Genomic DNA, 19,370 nt, shown 5'->3' with positions numbered 1-19,370 from the left:
GCCGAAGGCGCTCCCCTGCTAAGGGAGTATGGGCTTTAAATCCCATCGAGGGTTCGAATCCCTCCCTCTCCGCCATTATTAATAAAGAAACCGCTTAATAGCGGTTTTTTTATGCCTAAAATTTACCCCATCAACTATCTGCTCGACGCATTATTAACCTAGACTTAAAAAACACCCTGTTTATTGGTTGGTTTATCATGTTTCAATTAACGCACACAATTCAACGCTTCTCAGCACCGCTTGGTCGCTTTCTTATTGGTATCTTATTCGTACAAGCTGGGTTGGGAAAGGTTTTTTCTTACGCGGGGACAGCTGACTATATGCTTGCCATGGGTGTACCTAGCATATTGCTGCCCTTAGTGATTATTGCCGAACTCGGTGGCGGACTCGCTGTCATCTTTGGTTATCATACCCGAATAGCAGCTTTTGCCTTGGCTGGTTTTTGTGTATTAACTGCCGTGTTATTTCATGCTGATTTTAGCGATACGACACAGATGATCATGTTTTCTAAAAATATGGCGCTTGCCGGTGGTTTTTTATTTTTAGTTGCCCACGGTGCAGGGGCTTTATCGTTAGATAATAAAGTGAAGTAATAGGCGATTCGTATATAAGGGCTACTTTCGTCAGATTAACGGGTAAGGTACATCATCAAACTGAGAAATAAGATGATGCTCGTTGTGCCGCCAATAATATAGATAAAGCCTTTTTTACCTTGCTGTATCGTCCAGTTGTTATATTGCAAAAAGCCAAACCACAAGATACTCAGTATTAAAGGTAATAGAAAAAATTTAAACATAAACTCCCCAGCACAGCGATTAATCACTGTTTATTGAATTATATAGTGGCTAAACTGTCTTACCACTTTTGGTTAGACTGTTAATTTTGGCTGCGTGATTCGATGTAAAGTGTATTGATAAGTACATTGAGCCTGATATTAGCATGCCTAACTTTGATTATACGTCTAACTTCAATATATAGTGTGACTTAATTCGCTTGCTAGACACACTGTGAGTAAATGAAATTTAGAGGATTAAATGGGTCTTTGGTTATTATTTTTAAGTAGTTTTACGTCAGCGACCATTTTACCTGGTAGTTCGGAAGTATTATTAACCGCGATGTTAGTTGAAGGATCATGGTCACATTGGCAACTTTTCCTGATGGCAACAACTGGTAATGTATTAGGGTCTATCCTGACTTTTTATATGGGGTATTTCATCTATGCGAAAAAGCCTATCGATTTTTCAGCCAATAAGCACTATCGCCGTGTACATGATGTGATCCAGCGTTGGGGCTGGAGTAGCTTACTCTTGAGTTGGTTGCCTATTTTTGGGGATGTATTTTGTTTACTGGCCGGTTGGTTACGCTTAAATCCGGTGCTTTCTTTTATCGCAATCATGTTTGGTAAAGCAATTCGTTATGCAATTTTGATCTGGTTTATGAGTTCAGTTAGCTAATTACTTTTATATTTGAGTTTCATATTTAACTTTCATGTTTAAGAGCATGAACAAGGAATTTTTGATGCGTTTTAATGCTTTTTATAGTGCGATTGCACTGAGATCTTCGATAGTAGTTCTGGGCTCGTCGATAATGCTATTGAGCGGCTGCTCATTGCTGGATAAAGAAAGTGATGTTGCAGCACCACTATCTGCACTACCTGCAGGCATGGAGCTTGTTGATAAGCAGGTGAAAACGCCAGATAGCTTATTGATACCTTATGAAAAATATAAACTAAGCAATGGTTTGACTGTGATCTTGCATGAAGATGACTCAGACCCTTTAACTTATGTCGACATGACCTACCATGTGGGTTCTGCGCGTGAAGAGCTTGGTAAATCAGGTTTTGCCCATTTCTTTGAGCACATGATGTTCCAAGGCAGTAAGAATGTTGGCGATCAGCAGCATTTTAAAATTGTTAATGAAGCTGGCGGATCAATGAATGGTAGTACGAATCAAGATCGCACCAATTACTATCAAACGGTACCAGCTAACCAGCTAGAAAAAATGCTTTGGCTAGAATCTGACCGTATGGGATTCTTACTCGATGCGGTCGATCAGCGCAAGTTTGAGATCCAACGTGCAACGGTTAAAAATGAGCGTTCGCAACGTGTTGATAATCGTCCTTATGGCTTACTCGGTGAGCGTGTCGGCGAAGCGCTGTATCCACGTGACCATCCTTATGCTTGGCAGCCGATTGGCTACGTTGAAGATTTAGACCGTGTTGATGTTAATGATTTAAAACAATTTTTCTTACGTTGGTATGGGCCAAATAACGCTACATTAACCATTGCCGGCAAATTTGATAAAGCGGATACGTTAGCTTGGGTGAATAAGTATTTTGCTACTATCCCTGAAGGCCCTGAAGTCAAAGACGTTGAACCGGTACCTGTTAGTCTTGATAAAGACCGTTATATCACTCTTGAAGATAACGTGCCTCAGCCAATGCTGTATCTAAGTTACCCAACTGTGTATATGGGGCATAAAGATGAAGCACCATTAGATCTGTTTGCTTACGCTTTAGGCGGTGGTAAAAATTCGGTGTTATATAAAGACCTTGTCGAAACGGGTTATGCCACCAATGTAGCGGCTTATCATAGCTGCAGTGAACTAAGTTGTACCTTTGATATTTATACGCAACCTAACCCTGCAAAAGGCATGGAACTCGCGCCATTACTGGATAAGATCAATGCGTCAATTAAAAAATTAGCAGAGCAAGGCATTTCGGATTCTGAAGTAACGCGCTTGCGTTCAATTATTGAAAGCTCAACGATATTTGGTATGCAGAGTGTGGCGGGTAAAGCCAAAGAGTTAGCACTAGGCCAAACCTTAATGAACGATCCTAATTATATAACTAAAGGCTTGTCAGTGTTTAATGATATTCAAGCTGAAGAAGGGATCGCTGGTTATAAAAAGTACCTCGAAAACAAACCGAAAGTGATCATGAGTGTGGTACCAAAGGGACAATTACAATATATCGCCCACGAGCCGACATTTAGCCCTGAACCACGTGGCATTGATAAACTGGATACACCGCCAACGAAAACACTGGCAGTGCGTACCACGCAAGACAACTTTGATCGTTCGGTTATGCCAAGCGCAGGGAGTAACCCACAGCAAACGTTACCCGTATTGTGGCGCCAAACCTTAGCGAATGATATCCAGGTATTGGGTACCGTATATGATGAAACGCCAACGGTTAGTCTACAGATTAATTTGAAAGGTGGTCGACGAGTTGAAAGTACTGATGATCAAGGGATTGCAAAATTAACAGCTGCGATGATGAACCAGTCTACCGCACTGCATTCATCAGCAGAGTTGAATGATCAATTACAATCGTTAGGCAGTAGCATTAATTTCTCTGCGGGTCTGTATGGTACCGTCATCAGTGTAGATAGTTTATCTAAGAACTTACCTGCAACATTGGCTATTTTAGAAGAGAAATTATTTAAACCGGGTTTTGTTGAGGCTGACTTTGTGCGTATTAAAGCACAAACGCGACAAGCATCATTACAAAATCAACAGCGTGTAGGTTGGTTGGGTCAATTAGCGACACAACGTATCTTGTATGGTGAAGATCGTGTCACTGGTAACCCGTCTTCAGGTTCATTAAAAAATCAAGCAAGCTTAACGGCTGGCGATGTAGTTGATTATTATCAGCAGTATTACAATGTAGCTGAAGCCAAAATTGTCGTTGTCGGTGATGTTAGTGAAGCCGCTATAACTAAATCGCTCGATTTCTTACAGCAAGGCGCTCGTTTGCCAGCAGTGACTTATCCTACGTTAGTCGATGCACCGCTATGGCAGCCAAATACCTTGTATATTGTCGATAAGCCGGATGCTGTACAATCTGTGGTTAAAGTTGTATCACCTGCAATTCCTTATGATGTCACTGGTAATTTCTTTAAAGCTAATTTGATGAACTTTAATTTAGGCGGTAATTTTAATAGTCGCTTAAATCAGAATTTGCGTGAAGACAAGGGTTACACTTATGGGGCGACAACAGGATTTTATGCGGATCGTGAATATGGCTATTTCTCTGCCTCAGCGGATGTGCGTGCAGAAGTAACTGGTGATGCCATAAAAGAAACATTAACAGAATTAAAAGGTTATGTTGAAGGTGGTATTACGGATACTGAACTCGAGTACATGAAGAGTGCGGTTTCACAGCAAGAAGCGCTGTCTTATGAAACCCCAGGACAAAAGTCTAATTTCTTAATGCAGTTACTATTATTAGATTTATCTCCTGACTTTGTTGACCAGCAAGCTCAAATTATCCAAACGATGAATAAGTCTGAAATTCAAGCATTGGCGAAGACTTACTTATCGAGCGATCAATTTTCTGTTATTGTGGTTGGAGATCGTCAGTTGATTGAAAAACAGGTGAAAGATTTTGGTTTCGATATTAAAATATTCGACCTGTTAGATAAATAATAGACCTTCAGTTACCCTTAAAGATAGGCTCACAGATAGTGCTATCTTTAAGGTGCTACTTTTATATAGTTCATTGGTGGATTTAATTTGAACGTTACATTTGAATCTCTGATTTCGAAATTATCAGAGCCAAGCAATATACAGTCCCTAAACGGCATTACTCGCGGTATTGAACGTGAGTGTTTACGCGTAAATGAAACCGGAGATTTATCTCAGAGCGATCATCCCGCAGCGTTTGGTTCGGCGTTAAGTCATCAGCACATTACCACAGACTATTCTGAAAGCTTATTAGAATTCATTACACCTGTTAGCGATAGTGCGGCAACAGCGCAGCAGCAACTGAGTGATATTCATCGCCATGTAGCTAAAAACATGGACGGCGAGTTATTCTGGCCTTCAAGCATGCCTTGTCAGGTTAATGATGAAAATGATATACCGCTTGCTAAATACGGTTCATCGAATACCGGCAAAATGAAGCATACATATCGTATTGGTTTAAAACACCGTTATGGTAGCAGTATGCAGATTATTTCTGGCTTGCATTATAACGTGTCATTACCGATGACATTGTGGCAAAAATTGTACGATATCAAAGGTGCAACTGGCGAGTTACAAGACTTTATTTCTCATAGTTATATGGGACTGATCCGTAACTTTTATCGTTTTGGTTGGTTAGTACCTTATCTATTTGGTGCATCCCCGGCATTAAACCGCTCGTTTTTACCCGCTGAAAAGCAAAAATCGTTCTCATCATTAGGTGAAAATACGATATACATGCCACATGCAACGTCATTACGCATGAGTGATATGGGTTATACCAATAATGCGCAAGACGATTTAGTTATTTGTCATAATACGCTAGACCAATATACAAATAGCTTGAAAAAAGCGATTAAAACCAAAGCGCCAGAATTTGCGGATATTGGTATTAAGGTTAATGGCGAGTACCGTCAGCTCAATGACAATGTGCTACAAATCGAAAATGAATTGTATGCACCTATTCGACCTAAACGTGTTGCTAAATCAAGTGAAAAACCGTCTGAAGCACTTGCTGCTCGTGGTATTGAATACATTGAGATCCGTTCTTTGGATGTCAATCCATTTACTGCTACGGGTATCACGACTGCGCAAATGTCAGTATTAGATAGCTTATTAGTTTGGATGGCTCTACAACCGTCTGCCCCGATGACGGCTGATGAAATGGCAGTATGCCGTGACAACAGTACGAAAGTCGTGATGGAAGGGCGTAAGCCTGATTTAACATTAATGTTAGATGATAAGTCTCAAGTACTGACTGATGCTGCGACGCATATTCTTGCTGAAGTTCAGCAGGTTGCACAGTTATTAGATGGTGCCCAGTTAGCAACAAATACAGCGGCGAGTAATTTTGCAGATGCTGTCGCTGCTCAACAAGTATTAGTGAATAACCCAGATGCATTATTGTCAGGTCAAGTACTCGCTACGATGAAGGCACAAGGTTTAGAGCATAATGATTTCATTTTAAATTTAGCGAATAAATATAAGAAGGAATTGATTGCGACAAACTACGAGCATTGGGATGATGTTTACTTCAGCCAGATGCAACGTGACTCAGTTGCACAGCAAAAGCAAATTGAAGCCGCTGATACCGTCGATTTTGATGCGTTTTTAGCTGACTATTTTTCTAATACTAAAAAATAGACAAAAAAAAGAGCCCAAATAAGGCTCCTAAAAATGAAAAAACAACTCTTGCAATTAATCTGACTACAGGATGTAGTTATGGTTCATAAATAATTATAAAAGTTGAAAAATAGCTAAAAAAAAGGAGCCTTAATAGGGCTCCCAAAAAATGAAAAAACAACTCTTGCACCTAATCTGACTACAGCATTAAGCAATGGTTCATAAAATTATTATTGTTTATTAAATTATTTCAACGGAGTGTTAATAATGCCATTACTGGATAGTTTTACGGTCGACCATACCATCATGAATGCACCTGCAGTGCGTATCGCTAAGACAATGGCGACGCCAAGCAAAGATACTATTACTGTCTTTGACCTGCGTTTCTGTGTACCAAATAAAGAAATTTTAAGTGAGAAAGGCATTCATACCTTAGAACATCTTTATGCCGGTTTTATGCGTGATCACCTTAATTCAGCAACGGTTGAGATTATTGATCTGTCGCCAATGGGCTGTCGTACTGGTTTTTACATGAGTTTGATTGGCGCACCGACAGAGCAACAAGTTGCTGATGCTTGGTTAGCGGCAATGAAAGATGTATTAACGGTTAAAGATCAAAATGCCATTCCAGAATTAAACGAATATCAATGTGGTACTTACCAGATGCATTCGTTAGATGAAGCAAAGCAAATTGCGCAGGCAATTGTGACTGCAGGTATTGGCGTTAATCAAAATGATGATTTGCTGTTAGCAGATGAAATTCTAAATAAATTATAATATTTACAGATTTCGAATGTGAAGAGCATATTATGAATGGCGGCGATTGAGTCGCCTTTTTTATTTTTATGTTACTAAAGCATTATTTTAATGAATAGATAGTAAAAGAGGGGCGTTTATGAAAACACGACATTTGATGAATAAAAAAGGTTACTTGGTGGCCTTATTTAGCTTGGCGCTAACTGCGTGTTCAAGCGTTAGTGTGAGTACTGATTACGATCAAAGTGCTGACTTTAGCGAATTAAAGGGCTTTAATTGGTTGCCCGAATCGGCTGTGGTTGAAAAGGAAAGTGCTTATCTGAATAACCGTATAATGGATGAACGTATAACTAAAGCGATCAATAAGCAATTAGTCGAGCAAGGTTTTAAGTTTGCCAGTACAGCTGATTTTTATATTAATTACAGTATTACGTCAGAAAAGAAAACGGATATTCGTAGCTATGATAATTACTCTGGTTATGGACCAAGCTGGGGTTGGGGCGTAGGCTATGGCCATCGCGGTATGTCTCTGAGCGCCCACACCGAGACGCGTATTGATGAATATCAACAAGGCAGTCTCATTATCGATGTTATCGATCCGAAGAGCTTAGAGTTAATTTGGCGTGGTGTTGGTAGTAAACGCCTACCAGAATCAACGGATGCGGCTGATATGGATAAGTTAGTTGCTAACATTGTGAAAAATATCTTAGAGAAGTTTCCGCCTAAAGCCGGTAAATAATACCGTCACACTAAGTGAGCTATCGTCATTGGTCATTGTGTATGACGTAAAAAAATGAGCAACCTAGGTTGCTCATTTTTTATAACATCAATTTATAACATCAACATAGCGATTAGCTATTGGTGTTACTTTCTATGCTACTTTTGGTTTTCACGTGCGATAGCGCGGTAAGCAATATCGGTACGATAGAAAGCACCTTGCCATTTTATTTGCGCTGCTAGCTTATACGCATTCGCTTGTGCTTCTGTCACAGTGTTCCCCAGTGCTGTAGCGCAAAGCACACGACCACCGTTTGTCACGATGTTATCGCCTTGCAATGCTGTACCAGCATGGAAAACTTTACTTTCCGTTGAATCAGTCTGTGGTAGACCTGTGATGATGTCGCCTTTTGCGTAGTCAGCAGGATAACCGCCAGCCGCAATTACCACACCAACTGCTGCACGTTCGTCATAATCTGCTTCTACTGTATCTAGTTTACCTGCGCAAGCAGCAAGACAAAGTTCAACAAGATCTGATTTCAAACGCATCATGATTGGTTGTGTTTCTGGATCACCAAAACGACAGTTATATTCAAGTACTTTAGCTGTGCCATCAGGTGCAACCATTAGACCAGCGTAAAGGAAACCTGTGTAGGTATTACCTTCTGCTTTCATACCATCAACAGTAGGACGAATAACTTCGTTCATTGCAAAGTCATGTACAGCTTGTGTTACCACTGGTGCTGGAGAGTAAGCCCCCATACCACCTGTGTTAGGTCCTTTATCGCCATTGTCACGAGCTTTGTGATCTTGGCTTGTTGCTAGCGCAAGAATATTCTCGCCATCAACCATCACAATGAAACTTGCTTCTTCACCTGTTAGGAATTCTTCAACCACAACACGTGCGCCTGCATCACCAAACTTATTGCCTTCAAGCATGTCGTCAATCGCGTCAAATGCTTGTGCTTCAGTTTCAGCGATGATCACGCCTTTACCTGCCGCTAGACCGTCTGCTTTAATCACGATAGGGCAACCCATTTTACTTACATACGCTTTTGCTGGTGCGATTTCAGTGAAGTTTTGGTATGCCGCTGTTGGGATATTGTGACGAGCAAAGAAGTCTTTCGAGAATGCTTTTGAGCCTTCTAGTTGCGCAGCGCCTTGTGTTGGACCAAAGATAGCTAAACCTTCAGCTTGGAATGCATCAACAACACCAAGTACAAGCGGAACTTCAGGACCAACAATTGTTAATTCAATGCTGTTTTCTTTAGCAAATGCAACCAACGCTGGAATATCTTCAACCTGGATAGGTACATTCTTACATTTGTTTTCGAGTGAAGAGCCAATATTACCCGGTGCGATAAATACTGTTTCAACTTGTTTAGACTGAGCCGCTTTCCAACCTAGGGCGTGTTCACGACCACCGCCACCAATAATTAATACGTTCATAATGCTGTTATTCCTTTTACTTTATGCGCTAATCTTGGCGGTACTCTACGATACTTCACAAGATTTATAATTGAATGAGAGCAGTACAGTAAGTGCGGTGTGTGTCACGACTCTTACTGTATTTTAACTTATGTGCACTTGCCTAAAGGCTTAGTGACGGAAGTGACGCATGCCTGTAAAGATCATTGTCATACCGTGTTCGTTAGCCGCATCGATAATTTCATTATCGCGGATTGAACCACCTGGCTGGATAACACATTTAATCCCCGCAGCCGCTGCAGCATCAATGCCGTCACGGAATGGGAAGAATGCATCAGATGCCATTACTGAACCTTCAACAACGAGACCTTCGTCAGCAGCTTTGATACCAGCAATTTTAGCACTGTAAACACGGCTCATTTGGCCTGCGCCAACACCCACTGTGACGCCGTCTTTTGCGTAAACAATGGCATTTGATTTAACAAACTTAGCTACTTTCCAGCAGAATAGTAGGTCAGTCAGCTCTTGCTCTGAAGGTTGACGTTCAGATACAACCGTTAAATCATCTAGGCTGATCATGCCACGGTCACGGTCTTGTACTAATACACCCCCATTAACACGTTTAATGTCGAATTCGCCGTTTTTGCTAGTCCATTCACCGCACTCAAGTAAACGTACGTTTTTCTTGGTAGCAACAATCGCACTTGCTTGGGCACTTACTGATGGTGCAATGATTACTTCAGTGAATTGACGGTCAACGATTGCTTGTGCAGTTACTGCATCAAGTTCACGGTTGAATGCAATGATGCCACCAAATGCTGACGTAGGGTCAGTTTTAAATGCACTGTCGTAAGCACTTAAGATATCGTCGCCGATTGCAGCACCACATGGATTTGCGTGCTTAACGATAACACAAGCTGGTTTATCAAATTCTTTAACACACTCTAATGCAGAATCTGTGTCAGCGATGTTGTTATAAGATAATGCTTTACCTTGTAACTGCTTCGCAGTAGCAACTGATGCTTCAGTGGTGTTTTTCTCAACATAGAATGCTGCTTCTTGGTGGCTGTTCTCACCGTAACGCATGTCTTGTTTTTTGATAAACTGAGAGTTAAATGTACGTGGGAATTTTGATTCTTCATCGCCATCAGTGTTGTCACCGTAGCTCGGAACCATAGTACCGAAGTAGTTTGCGATCATACCGTCATAAGCAGCAGTGTGCTCAAATGCAGCAATAGCAAGATCGAAACGTGTTTTGTGTGTTAGAGAAGTATCGTTTGCAGACATTTCACTTAATACGCGGTCATAATCGCTAGCGTTAACGACAATCGTCACGTCTTTGTGGTTTTTAGCTGCAGAGCGAACCATTGTTGGACCACCGATGTCGATATTCTCAACGGCGTCAGCAAGGCTGCAATCTGGATTGGCAACTGTGTTGGCAAATGGATAAAGGTTAACAACTACAATATCAATTGGATTGATACCGTGCTCTGACATGACATCAACATCAATATCACGACGGCCAAGAATGCCACCATGTACTTTTGGATGCAGTGTTTTAACACGACCATCCATCATTTCTGGATGACCTGTATAGTCAGAAACTTCTATTACTGGGATGTCATTTTCAGCTAATAACTTAGCAGTACCACCCGTAGATAATAATTCGACACCTTGTTCTACTAGGCCACGAGAAAATTCTACAATACCAGTTTTATCAGACACACTGATAAGTGCACGGCGAATAGGTCGAGCGTTGTCCATTTTACGATTACCTCAAAGTACATTTTATAGAAGGATGTTTTCGGAAAAGGTCACTTTGGCCTCTTACGGAAACATCCTGCACTATATCCCTTCTATACCTACTGACTTTATGCCGCAATGTGCTTGCTAAAGTGTTCTAGATATATAACGTACCGCAGATGGGGGGCATTCTAACTGAAAATTAATTCATTGTGTCGATTTTTTCATAAAAAATTCATCAACAGACTGTTTATATTTTTAATTGAATTAACTAAATACAATCAAGCGACAAGTTGAGTACAATATTGCAGACTAGGTAAATACAATTAGATTTAGTTGACCCGTTAGTCAAGTATTACAATCGCTTGCATCAATTTTAAGTGAATTATCAGAGCTACTACTTTTTCTTTTTATGCCAAATTTTACTTTCTTCACCACGGAACAAACGCATGATGTTGTCGTAGTGGCGTAAAATAATAAGGCAAGATAACATCGCCACTGGCAGGGTATATTGAGCTTTGAATATTAAGGTATAAATAGGGGCGAATAGCGCGGTGAAAATGGCCGCTGCAGAAGAATAACCTGTGACAGCTAAAGATAATAACCAGCTCGCGACAATCGATGCACCTAAATCAAAACCTATCGTTAATAGTGCGCCAAAGGCTGTTGCGACACCTTTGCCACCTTGAAAGTGGAAGAAAATGGGATAAATATGACCAAGGCAGGCTGCAATGGCTGTAAGCCCCAGAAAAAAGGGTGTGAGGTTTAAGTACCACGCTAACCAAACGGGTAATGCGCCTTTGAGCATATCAAAAAATAATACTAAACCGGCAGCAAATTTATTGCCTGAGCGTAATACGTTGGTTGCACCAGGGTTGAGTGAACCGTATTTCCGTGGATCAGGTAAGCGAAATAGTCGGCAAATTAGGATTGCTGAAGAAATCGAACCTAGCAGATAGGCGAAAATGATAAAGATTAAGCTCAATAGGGTCATTACTGATTAATTCTTCTCTAGGTTTGCTGTATTATTGCATGATTATAGCGATTAATAAATTGCGTGCAGCCACAAGGCTGACAATTACGTGTTTATTATCAATATAAATAACATTGAGAAACCTATCATACGCGTTTTCTATTCGCGAGGGTATCCGACCTCTATCAAGTTTATTACGGACGAGCTCATGGACATTGTATTTATTGAAAAATTGGAAGTTTTTACCACAATCGGTGTATATGATTGGGAGAAAGAGATCATTCAGCGCTTAGTCTTTGATTTGCAGATGGCACATGATAATCGCCCTTCAGCATTGACGGATGATATTACTAAAGCATTGGATTATTCGGCAGTTGCGAAAGTAGTTACTGATTTTGCTCAAGGCAATATTTTTGAATTGGTTGAGACAATGGCCGAGCAAGTGGCTGAATTATTAATGACCACCTTTGGCATTCCTTGGCTTAGCTTAAAATTGAGCAAGCCTGGTGCCGTTGCGAATGCAGCAACCGTTGGTGTGTATATTGAACGTGGTCAACGTGATGGATCGTTAGCGTAATGGCTTTAGTGCATATCGGCATCGGCAGCAACATTAATAAAGAAGTTAATGTTGCGAACGCACTGCAAGATCTGGATAACATGTTTGATCATTGTCGTGTTTCACCTATTTTTGAAAGTGCAGCGGTTAATTGCACGGGTGATAACTATTACAATTTAGTGGTGGAGTTCACTACATCGTTATCGATTACTGCATTAATGCAGTGTCTAAAAGATCTTGAAATCATACATGGACGTAAAGCGACGGACCGTCGTTATGCACCTCGAACTTTAGATCTGGATTTATTGTTATTTGATAACGTGATCCAATCTGAATCTCCCGTTTTACCTCGCCCTGAAATTCTTTACCACGCGTTTGTATTATGGCCGCTTGCGGAGTTAGCGCCGGATCTATGTCACCCTGAATCGGGTATGACGATGGCGGCGTTATGGCGTGACTTTGATAAATCAACTCAGGTATTGGCGTTAGCACAATGGCAATGGCCGAAAATAGCTGAGCTAGTTTAAATGATAAAATATCGATTTTAGTAGGGTTAATCAGGCTTAGTATTAGCCTTACTATCATTGGTATTATTTATTTTATTTTTAACAATGATCATCATATAACAATAAAAGGAAACATGAATGAGTACTTTGGAAGTGATCGTACTGGCGTTGATTCAGGGACTAACTGAATTCTTACCAGTATCAAGTTCTGCCCACCTTATCTTACCGTCACAACTATTAGGCTGGGATGACCAAGGTCTGGCTTTTGATGTTGCTGTGCATATCGGTACATTATTAGCAGTACTTATTTATTTCCGTGAAGAAGTTGGCACGATGGCTGTTGCTTGGGTGCGTTCTATGTTTAAACAGGAGCACAGTAAAGACAGTCAGCTTGCATGGTGTATTTTATTAGCAACGATACCTGCTGCGCTGTTTGGTTTCTTTGGTAAAGACTTAATTGAGTTATACCTACGTAGTACCACTGTTATCGCCACCACAACGATCATCTTTGGTTTGTTATTATGGTGGGCAGATGCCAATGCGACACAAATTAAAGACGAATACAAAACCGGTTGGAAAGGTGCATTAATCATTGGTTTTGCGCAAATGCTCGCGCTAATCCCAGGTACATCGCGCTCGGGCGTGACTATTACAGCAGGCTTAATGCTAGGACTAAGCCGCAGTGCTGCTGCACGTTTCTCGTTCTTAATGTCGATTCCGATCATTGCGATGGCGGGTGGTTATTTAACGCTAAAACTAGTGTTACATGGCGATGTGGTTGAAGCGCTACAAGCTGGTGAAGTTATTACCACTGTACGTCCGGTTGATTGGTTTGCGATGGGGCTTGGCGTGGTTGTGTCTTTCTTTAGTGCAGTTGCTTGTATCCACGTATTCTTGAAAGTGCTAGAAAAACTAGGCATGTTCCCGTTTGTTATCTACCGTCTATTGTTAGGTGCGGGTTTGTTCTATTTGATTTATACCCAAGCGATTTAATCTAGCGTTAACACGCCTTAACGCGAAATGCACTTGGACTATTATAAATAGTCGCTAAGTTTAAGACTGAATAAAAAGGCTGTTACCTGTGGTAGCAGCCTTTTTTGATCTTAGCGATTAATCGCGCTCATTTATTCAGGGCGTAATGCTGTTAGGGTGTTAATACGTTGCAAGGTTAACTGCTGTTTTATCTCTGGCCCACGAAAACCAGCTGCGATAATCGGCTGTACGGCGATGTCGCATGCCGCGCAGAGCATTTCGGTTAGATACTGGGTTGGTCGATAATCATCAGCTAATAGCTTGGCTTTACTACTTGAGCAAGTCTGTAATATCTGCTGGAAACGTTCGGGTTTACGCCATGCATCGGTATTATCGAATAGAGTAATGATCGCTGCTGGTGTTAATGATAATGCGCTATGGATATTAGTTTGTTGGGCACTAACGAGTATGGCTAAGTCGCGATGTTCATTTGGTACCTTGCAACGTTTAGCTAAGGCTTTAATATTGGCTTGCTGTTCCCCGAGGTTTTGCATTACCGCAGCAAAGCGGATCGCTAAATTAGGCGATAATAACGCTGTATTCTTTAACTGACTTAGTGCTTGTAGACCAAGATTACAGCTGTTCTGTTCATCGCCATCGTTGTTTATAACAGCGAGGTCAAAAAGGTTATCCAGTTCTGGCAGAATAACGGCTAATGCACCAATCTCTTTTAGTACGTCAAAGAACACTTCTGGATTCGCAGCAGATAACGTTTTTTCTACTTCTTGCCATACGCGCTCTGGGGTTAGTTCGGCGAGATCACCCGCTTGGGTCATTGTTTGCATCAACATCAGTGTTTCATCGGCAATGGTAAAACCCTGGCGATGGAAGCGCGCTGCAAAACGTGCGACACGTAATACCCGTAGCGGATCTTCACTGAAGCTTGCAGATATATGGCGTAATACACGGTTATCTAAATCAGCGCGGGCGTTGAGTGGATCGATCACTTGACCATTTTCGTCTTCAACCATGGCATTAATAGTTAAGTCTCGACGCACGAGATCTTGTTCTAGGGTGACATCAGGCGCGGCATAACAGGTAAACCCTGTATAACCCGAGCCACTTTTACGTTCGGTACGTGCTAGGGCGTATTCTTGTTTAGTACTTGGGTGTAAGAATACCGGGAAATCTTTACCGACTTGCTGATACCCCTGCTCAAGCATTTCTGCTGGTGTAGCGCCAACAACCACAAAATCTTTGTCTTTTACCGGTAAGGATAATAACTTGTCACGCACTGCGCCGCCGACTAAATATATTTGCACTAAACAACCCCTGTTACTTTACTTTAATAATGGCTTGAAGATATTTACGTTAATGATGACTTAGAGATAACTGTTGGTATTGATTAATTATACCTTAACGGTTTAGAAACTCGATCTTTGCTATCTTGAATTTAAGTATTAAGTGTAATCGTGGCTATTACGCTACCTTTAATTGTCATAATTATACCTATGTTGATGATTAGCTAACTTAATGCATGAATAAAGTTGTATTTTTATCGCCTATTTTTGACATTTTGTTGTCTAGCTATTAACGTGAAGGTTCAATCATAGGATGATAATCATAGATGTATACTGAGTTTTTTCATTTAAAAGAGATGCCTTTCTCTATTGCCCCTGATCCCCGCTTCTTTTTTATGAGCGACAGGCATAAAGAAGCACTGACACACTTAGCTTATGGGTTACAAGGTGCTGGTGGCTTTATCATGTTAACGGGTGAAGTCGGTACCGGTAAAACCACTGTATCACGAGCCTTAATACAAGAACTCAAGCAAACGACAGTGGTGGGGTACATCCATAATCCAGCGGTCAGCGAATTAGAATTATTAGCGACTTTATGTGATGAATTTAAGCTTGATTATGATAAACATGATTTGAGTTTAAAGATGCTGTTTGATCTATTACATCATTATTTATTAGCTAATTGTCAGCAAGATAGCTCGTGTGTCGTGATCATCGATGAGGCGCAGCTATTATCGACTGCGGCATTAGAGCAGCTACGGCTATTAACCAATCTCGATGTTAACCATAAAAAATTACTCCATATCGTGCTTATTGGGCAGCCTGAGTTACAGCAAAAACTAAAACAACCAGAATTACGTCAACTGGCTCAGCGTATTACCGCTCGTTATCATTTACTGCCTTTAACAGAATTAGAACTGGCGAGTTATGTTGCTTATCGTTTAAGCATTGCATCGGGTAATCCTGGACTATTTAGCAGCAAGATATTAAAACGTATTCATCAGCATACTGAAGGGGTGCCGCGGTTAGTGAACCTAGTTTGCGATAAAGCACTGTATTATGCGTTTAAGACACGGGAAGACAAGATCACCCCGCAACACGTTCTAGCTGCAGTAAAAGCCGTTGCGATCGCCACGCCTGTGAAAGCTAAAAAAACAGCGCCTGCTATCGCGGTACTTGCGATCATATTATGCCTAGGGGGGGTTATAACGGCCTTTCAATTAGGGTTATTAAACCAGACTGAAGATAATGTAGCAGTTGTTCAGCATGATGAAGCAACATCGATTATGCCCCCTGTTGTCATCACGACGAAAGCTCCAGTTAGCAGTGACAGTATTGGGGAAGTGGCTAGTGATGGATTGGATAAGTTAGCGGTGGCGGCTAGTAACGAGGTAATGACAGATAAAGCTTTATCTTCAGACATTAAAGCGGCTCGACAGGGTAACGCCGCCACCCAGTTCTTATTTAGAGAGTGGGGTTATGACATTACGTTGGAGGATGCGAGTTGTCGTAATGCGCAATACGCTAAGTTACGTTGTTTACAGCGCCAAGGGAATTATGCTCAATTGGTGCAATACAATTTACCTGCTGTTGTTCGCTTGTTAGATAATTTAGGCGAGGCTTATTACGCAACTCTACTGAGTATTACGCCATTGGGTGTGGAACTGCAACTTAGCAATAGTCATTTACTGGTAAGCCAAGCTTGGTTTGAAAAAAACTGGACGGGTGACTTCACCTTGTTTTGGACTGCACCAAGCCGGTTTAAAAATAGTTTAAAACAAAATGATAAAGGTGAACTCATTCGTTGGCTAGATATAAACATTAGTGCTGCACTTGGTGAACGTGCGTTATCAGGAGCAAGATTTGACTGGCCGTTAATGCAAAAAGTAATGCGTTTTCAACAGCAATCAGGGTTAACCGCAGATGGTATTGTGGGCCCGCAAACGATGATGACGATAGTACATTATGCTGATAGCACTGTACCTAAATTGAGTGTGGCAACACATCTAGCGGAGGACAAATGAAGTTTATAGACGCTAAAGCATCATGCTTATTCAGAACTGGTTTGGTTGTTAGTACATTATGCAGCCCTGTTTTATTTGTTAATCCAGTATTTGCTAATACCGCTATTTCAACAGGCGTTGAACAAACTGATCCGCTGATAATCTTAAAGTTAGCCGATATTGAGTTTGAGCATCCATTATCAGTGGTGACTGTACCAAAGCAACAGCTCGCACCGTCATATTCGGCTAAGCAGCCTGCGATGAAAGTGATACCGAGCGCGAGTAGCAAGGCGAAACCTGAAAGTCGCTCTGAACAGTTGACCATGAATGATGAATTAGCACATGAGCAAGTTTCTGCTGAGTTACTGGCTAAGTTTAATCGTGCGTTAACAGCGACAAGTGATGATGATAGTGTACCGACTAATGAGATAGCAGAGAGTTATAATGCAGTGCCTATCGCGGACTTGCCGCCACATTTACGTATGCAAATTCCAGATATCAATTATAGCTCTCATGTATATTCGTCGAAAGCGAATAATCGCAGTGTGCGTTTAAACAATCGAGATTTACGCGAAGGCAGTTGGTTAAGTGATGATGTGGAGATTTTAGAGATATTACAAAATGAGGTTATTATGCGCGTTGGTGCGCAAAGCTTCAGTCTAAAAGCACTCTCTGATTGGTCTGCATAATCGATTTTAGCGATAAGGGAACCAGATTTGTCCTTATCGCTTGTTTATTATGTTAATTCGTCTTACTACTGTTTAGCTAACTTATTAATCACATCATCAGCTTCAGACATTATACGCTCGACGATCACGGCTACACTGGGTACATCGTTGATTAACCCCTGTGATTGACCAATAAATTGTACGCCTGTTGTCAGATCACCTTTGATCGTAGCAGCTTCTAACTTCTCTGTTGCAGCCCCAAAATAAGATAATTGCTTTATCTTGTCGAATTGCACGAATACACCTGCAACCAGTTTCCACAATGGTAAATCGACCATTTTAGCCGCCTTGAGCGATTTGAATAATGCTAACGCAAAGTTCATTGGTTTCTTGGTTGCTTTAATAGACGCAGGAGTTTTTAGTACGCGGGCATACAGACCATCAAAGTTCTTAGAATAGATAGTATCATTTTCTGATTTACCGGTGATGACTTGCTTAACGTCATTATGTAGTGCGCTTTCTTGGCTGGTGGCAAAACGAGAGCCCATTGCCACACCTTCAGCACCTAATGCTAACGCTGCTGTAAGGCCACGGCCATCAGCAAAGCCACCTGTCGCGATCACGGGAATATCAACAGCGCTGGCAATCGCTGGTACTAATACTAACGACGTCACATCACCACCATGTGCAGCAGCTTCATGGCCTGTCACCATTAAAGCATCCGCACCAATAGATTGCGCTGACTTAGCATGTTTTTCATTAACAACAGTGGCAATGACTTTACCGCCGTAAGCGTGAACTTGTTCGACAATCCAGTCACCTTTACCTAATGAAAAGTTAATCACAGGTACTTGCTCTTCAATGCCGACTTGGGCATTTTCTTTTGCACCTGGCATAAGTAGTGTTGCGCCAATACCAAAAGGTTTATCAGTAAGTTCACGGATTTTTTTAATTGCAGCGCGGGTTTCTTCTTGGCTTAATGGCCCTGTCGCGAGAATACCTAGTCCGCCAGCATTAGAAACGGCGGCAACAAGTTCTGGTTTTGATATCCAGCTCATACCTGGCAAGACGATAGGGTGCTCAATACCTAATAATTCTGTAATCCGTGTTTTCATTACTTAATCCCAAAGATGCAAAGGTTAGAAAAATAAACTAGCATAAATACACTAATACTTACAGATGTTAATAGTATGTTTCTTTTTAACAATATTATTTATCGTAAAATTTTAATCATTACAACTTTAGTTTGGGTATATTCTGTGTATTTTCCATTAACAATATTATCTACTGCGCCCACTTAATTTCCCATGTAAGACATAGACCATTTACATGCCGAGATATAGCCGTTACGTACCTGTCTTTATCTCGATACATTACCTAGTCTTACACTCGGAAAATAGGTCTAACCACTTTAATATCAACACCTTACGCCACAGCTTGTTTTGTTGCTTGTAAATTAATGTAATTTAATCATTTTTACTCGCTTGTTGCTCGGCGTTAATCACGTATATTTATAAGCACAAGGACGAGACGGGAACATCTTCAGGACGAAGACAAAGGATTAAGTTGCAGGACGCAACACAAGGACAGCTTCAGGAAGAAGACCAAAGGATTAAGTTGCAGGATGCGACAAAAGGACATCTTCAGGACGAAGACAAAG

Annotated in this window: 17 protein-coding genes; 11 read left to right on the top strand and 6 right to left on the bottom strand. The window is 41.1% G+C overall.

The window, feature by feature from the left end; translation table 11 throughout:
- Window positions 1-197 precede the first annotated feature (197 nt).
- Entirely contained in the window at window positions 198-593 is a 396-nt protein-coding gene (locus tag JFU56_RS13160; RefSeq protein WP_198437762.1) for a DoxX family protein, read from the top strand.
- 35 nt (window positions 594-628) lie between these two features.
- Here JFU56_RS13160 and JFU56_RS13155 read toward each other — a convergent pair whose 3' ends face one another.
- The gene (locus JFU56_RS13155) at window positions 629-796 is read right to left on the bottom strand and encodes a hypothetical protein (RefSeq protein ID WP_198437761.1); all 168 of its coding nucleotides are present in this window, start codon (window positions 794-796) and stop codon (window positions 629-631) included.
- Between the two features lie 238 nt (window positions 797-1,034).
- Here JFU56_RS13155 and JFU56_RS13150 point away from each other — a divergent pair, with 238 nt between their 5' ends.
- The 5 genes from JFU56_RS13150 (at window position 1,035) to JFU56_RS13130 (ending at window position 7,582) form a co-directional block, all read left to right on the top strand.
- Window positions 1,035-1,454, top strand: a complete 420-nt coding sequence (locus JFU56_RS13150) for a YqaA family protein (protein ID WP_198437760.1) — start codon at window positions 1,035-1,037, stop codon at window positions 1,452-1,454.
- Window positions 1,455-1,518: 64 nt separating this feature from the next.
- Window positions 1,519-4,428, top strand: coding sequence for a pitrilysin family protein (locus JFU56_RS13145; RefSeq protein WP_198437759.1), 2,910 nt, complete (start codon window positions 1,519-1,521; stop codon window positions 4,426-4,428).
- Between the two features lie 87 nt (window positions 4,429-4,515).
- The gene (gshA, locus tag JFU56_RS13140) at window positions 4,516-6,108 is read left to right on the top strand and encodes a glutamate--cysteine ligase (RefSeq protein ID WP_198437758.1); all 1,593 of its coding nucleotides are present in this window, start codon (window positions 4,516-4,518) and stop codon (window positions 6,106-6,108) included.
- Between the two features lie 246 nt (window positions 6,109-6,354).
- Entirely contained in the window at window positions 6,355-6,864 is a 510-nt protein-coding gene (gene luxS, locus JFU56_RS13135) for an S-ribosylhomocysteine lyase (protein ID WP_017221929.1), read from the top strand.
- Window positions 6,865-6,982: 118 nt separating this feature from the next.
- On the top strand, window positions 6,983-7,582 hold the full coding sequence (locus tag JFU56_RS13130; protein WP_198437757.1) for a DUF4136 domain-containing protein: 600 nt from the start codon (window positions 6,983-6,985) through the stop codon (window positions 7,580-7,582).
- Window positions 7,583-7,719: 137 nt separating this feature from the next.
- Here JFU56_RS13130 and purD read toward each other — a convergent pair whose 3' ends face one another.
- The 3 genes from purD to plsY form a co-directional block, all read right to left on the bottom strand.
- Window positions 7,720-9,009 (bottom strand): phosphoribosylamine--glycine ligase, encoded by a 1,290-nt coding sequence (purD, locus tag JFU56_RS13125; RefSeq protein WP_198437756.1) that lies wholly within the window; start codon window positions 9,007-9,009, stop codon window positions 7,720-7,722.
- A 150-nt stretch (window positions 9,010-9,159) separates the two neighbouring features.
- Window positions 9,160-10,752, bottom strand: a complete 1,593-nt coding sequence (purH, locus tag JFU56_RS13120) for a bifunctional phosphoribosylaminoimidazolecarboxamide formyltransferase/IMP cyclohydrolase (RefSeq protein WP_198437755.1) — start codon at window positions 10,750-10,752, stop codon at window positions 9,160-9,162.
- Window positions 10,753-11,128: 376 nt separating this feature from the next.
- Window positions 11,129-11,725, bottom strand: a complete 597-nt coding sequence (gene plsY, locus JFU56_RS13115) for a glycerol-3-phosphate 1-O-acyltransferase PlsY (RefSeq protein ID WP_198437754.1) — start codon at window positions 11,723-11,725, stop codon at window positions 11,129-11,131.
- Window positions 11,726-11,912: 187 nt separating this feature from the next.
- On the opposite strand from plsY, the gene folB reads away from it, so the two are divergent.
- The 3 genes from folB to JFU56_RS13100 all read left to right on the top strand — a co-directional run bounded on the left by folB (window position 11,913) and on the right by JFU56_RS13100 (window position 13,759).
- Window positions 11,913-12,281 (top strand): dihydroneopterin aldolase, encoded by a 369-nt coding sequence (gene folB, locus JFU56_RS13110; protein ID WP_198437753.1) that lies wholly within the window; start codon window positions 11,913-11,915, stop codon window positions 12,279-12,281.
- Window positions 12,281-12,787, top strand: coding sequence for a 2-amino-4-hydroxy-6-hydroxymethyldihydropteridine diphosphokinase (gene folK, locus JFU56_RS13105; RefSeq protein WP_198437752.1), 507 nt, complete (start codon window positions 12,281-12,283; stop codon window positions 12,785-12,787). The genes folB and folK overlap by 1 nt, the downstream gene beginning before the upstream one ends.
- Before the next feature lie 117 nt (window positions 12,788-12,904).
- Window positions 12,905-13,759 carry an undecaprenyl-diphosphate phosphatase gene (locus tag JFU56_RS13100; protein WP_198437751.1) on the top strand — a complete coding sequence of 285 codons (855 nt, stop codon included), beginning with the start codon at window positions 12,905-12,907 and terminating at the stop codon, window positions 13,757-13,759.
- Window positions 13,760-13,890: 131 nt separating this feature from the next.
- On the opposite strand, the gene JFU56_RS13095 is transcribed toward JFU56_RS13100, so the two are convergent.
- A complete protein-coding gene (locus JFU56_RS13095; RefSeq protein ID WP_198437750.1) occupies window positions 13,891-15,060 on the bottom strand; it encodes a multifunctional CCA addition/repair protein in 1,170 nt (389 codons plus the stop codon).
- 305 nt (window positions 15,061-15,365) lie between these two features.
- Here JFU56_RS13095 and JFU56_RS13090 point away from each other — a divergent pair, with 305 nt between their 5' ends.
- On the top strand, window positions 15,366-17,063 hold the full coding sequence (locus tag JFU56_RS13090; protein ID WP_198437749.1) for an ExeA family protein: 1,698 nt from the start codon (window positions 15,366-15,368) through the stop codon (window positions 17,061-17,063).
- Window positions 17,060-17,731: a general secretion pathway protein GspB gene (locus JFU56_RS13085; protein ID WP_198437748.1), complete on the top strand. Its 672-nt coding sequence runs from the start codon at window positions 17,060-17,062 to the stop codon at window positions 17,729-17,731. Before JFU56_RS13090 ends, JFU56_RS13085 begins: the two co-directional genes overlap by 4 nt.
- Window positions 17,732-17,796: 65 nt before the next feature.
- On the opposite strand, the gene JFU56_RS13080 is transcribed toward JFU56_RS13085, so the two are convergent.
- On the bottom strand, window positions 17,797-18,825 hold the full coding sequence (locus JFU56_RS13080; RefSeq protein ID WP_198437747.1) for a nitronate monooxygenase family protein: 1,029 nt from the start codon (window positions 18,823-18,825) through the stop codon (window positions 17,797-17,799).
- Window positions 18,826-19,370: the final 545 nt, after the last annotated feature.

The sequence above is a fragment of the Moritella sp. F3 genome, assembly GCF_015082335.1.
Taxonomy (GTDB): Bacteria; Pseudomonadota; Gammaproteobacteria; order Enterobacterales; family Moritellaceae; genus Moritella.
This window is presented reverse-complemented; position numbering and strand designations above follow the sequence as displayed.

What these genes read in the sequence shown, in the direction of transcription:
- JFU56_RS13160 (WP_198437762.1), top strand. Translation starts at nt 198, where the DNA reads ATGTTTCAATTAACGCACACAATTCAACGCTTCTCAGCACCGCTTGGT.
- JFU56_RS13155 (WP_198437761.1), bottom strand. Translation starts at nt 796, where the DNA reads ATGTTTAAATTTTTTCTATTACCTTTAATACTGAGTATCTTGTGGTTT.
- JFU56_RS13150 (WP_198437760.1), top strand. Translation starts at nt 1,035, where the DNA reads ATGGGTCTTTGGTTATTATTTTTAAGTAGTTTTACGTCAGCGACCATT.
- JFU56_RS13145 (WP_198437759.1), top strand. Translation starts at nt 1,519, where the DNA reads ATGCGTTTTAATGCTTTTTATAGTGCGATTGCACTGAGATCTTCGATA.
- luxS (WP_017221929.1), top strand. Translation starts at nt 6,355, where the DNA reads ATGCCATTACTGGATAGTTTTACGGTCGACCATACCATCATGAATGCA.
- JFU56_RS13130 (WP_198437757.1), top strand. Translation starts at nt 6,983, where the DNA reads ATGAAAACACGACATTTGATGAATAAAAAAGGTTACTTGGTGGCCTTA.
- purD (WP_198437756.1), bottom strand. Translation starts at nt 9,009, where the DNA reads ATGAACGTATTAATTATTGGTGGCGGTGGTCGTGAACACGCCCTAGGT.
- purH (WP_198437755.1), bottom strand. Translation starts at nt 10,752, where the DNA reads ATGGACAACGCTCGACCTATTCGCCGTGCACTTATCAGTGTGTCTGAT.
- plsY (WP_198437754.1), bottom strand. Translation starts at nt 11,725, where the DNA reads ATGACCCTATTGAGCTTAATCTTTATCATTTTCGCCTATCTGCTAGGT.
- folB (WP_198437753.1), top strand. Translation starts at nt 11,913, where the DNA reads ATGGACATTGTATTTATTGAAAAATTGGAAGTTTTTACCACAATCGGT.
- folK (WP_198437752.1), top strand. Translation starts at nt 12,281, where the DNA reads ATGGCTTTAGTGCATATCGGCATCGGCAGCAACATTAATAAAGAAGTT.
- JFU56_RS13100 (WP_198437751.1), top strand. Translation starts at nt 12,905, where the DNA reads ATGAGTACTTTGGAAGTGATCGTACTGGCGTTGATTCAGGGACTAACT.
- JFU56_RS13090 (WP_198437749.1), top strand. Translation starts at nt 15,366, where the DNA reads ATGTATACTGAGTTTTTTCATTTAAAAGAGATGCCTTTCTCTATTGCC.
- JFU56_RS13085 (WP_198437748.1), top strand. Translation starts at nt 17,060, where the DNA reads ATGAAGTTTATAGACGCTAAAGCATCATGCTTATTCAGAACTGGTTTG.
- JFU56_RS13080 (WP_198437747.1), bottom strand. Translation starts at nt 18,825, where the DNA reads ATGAAAACACGGATTACAGAATTATTAGGTATTGAGCACCCTATCGTC.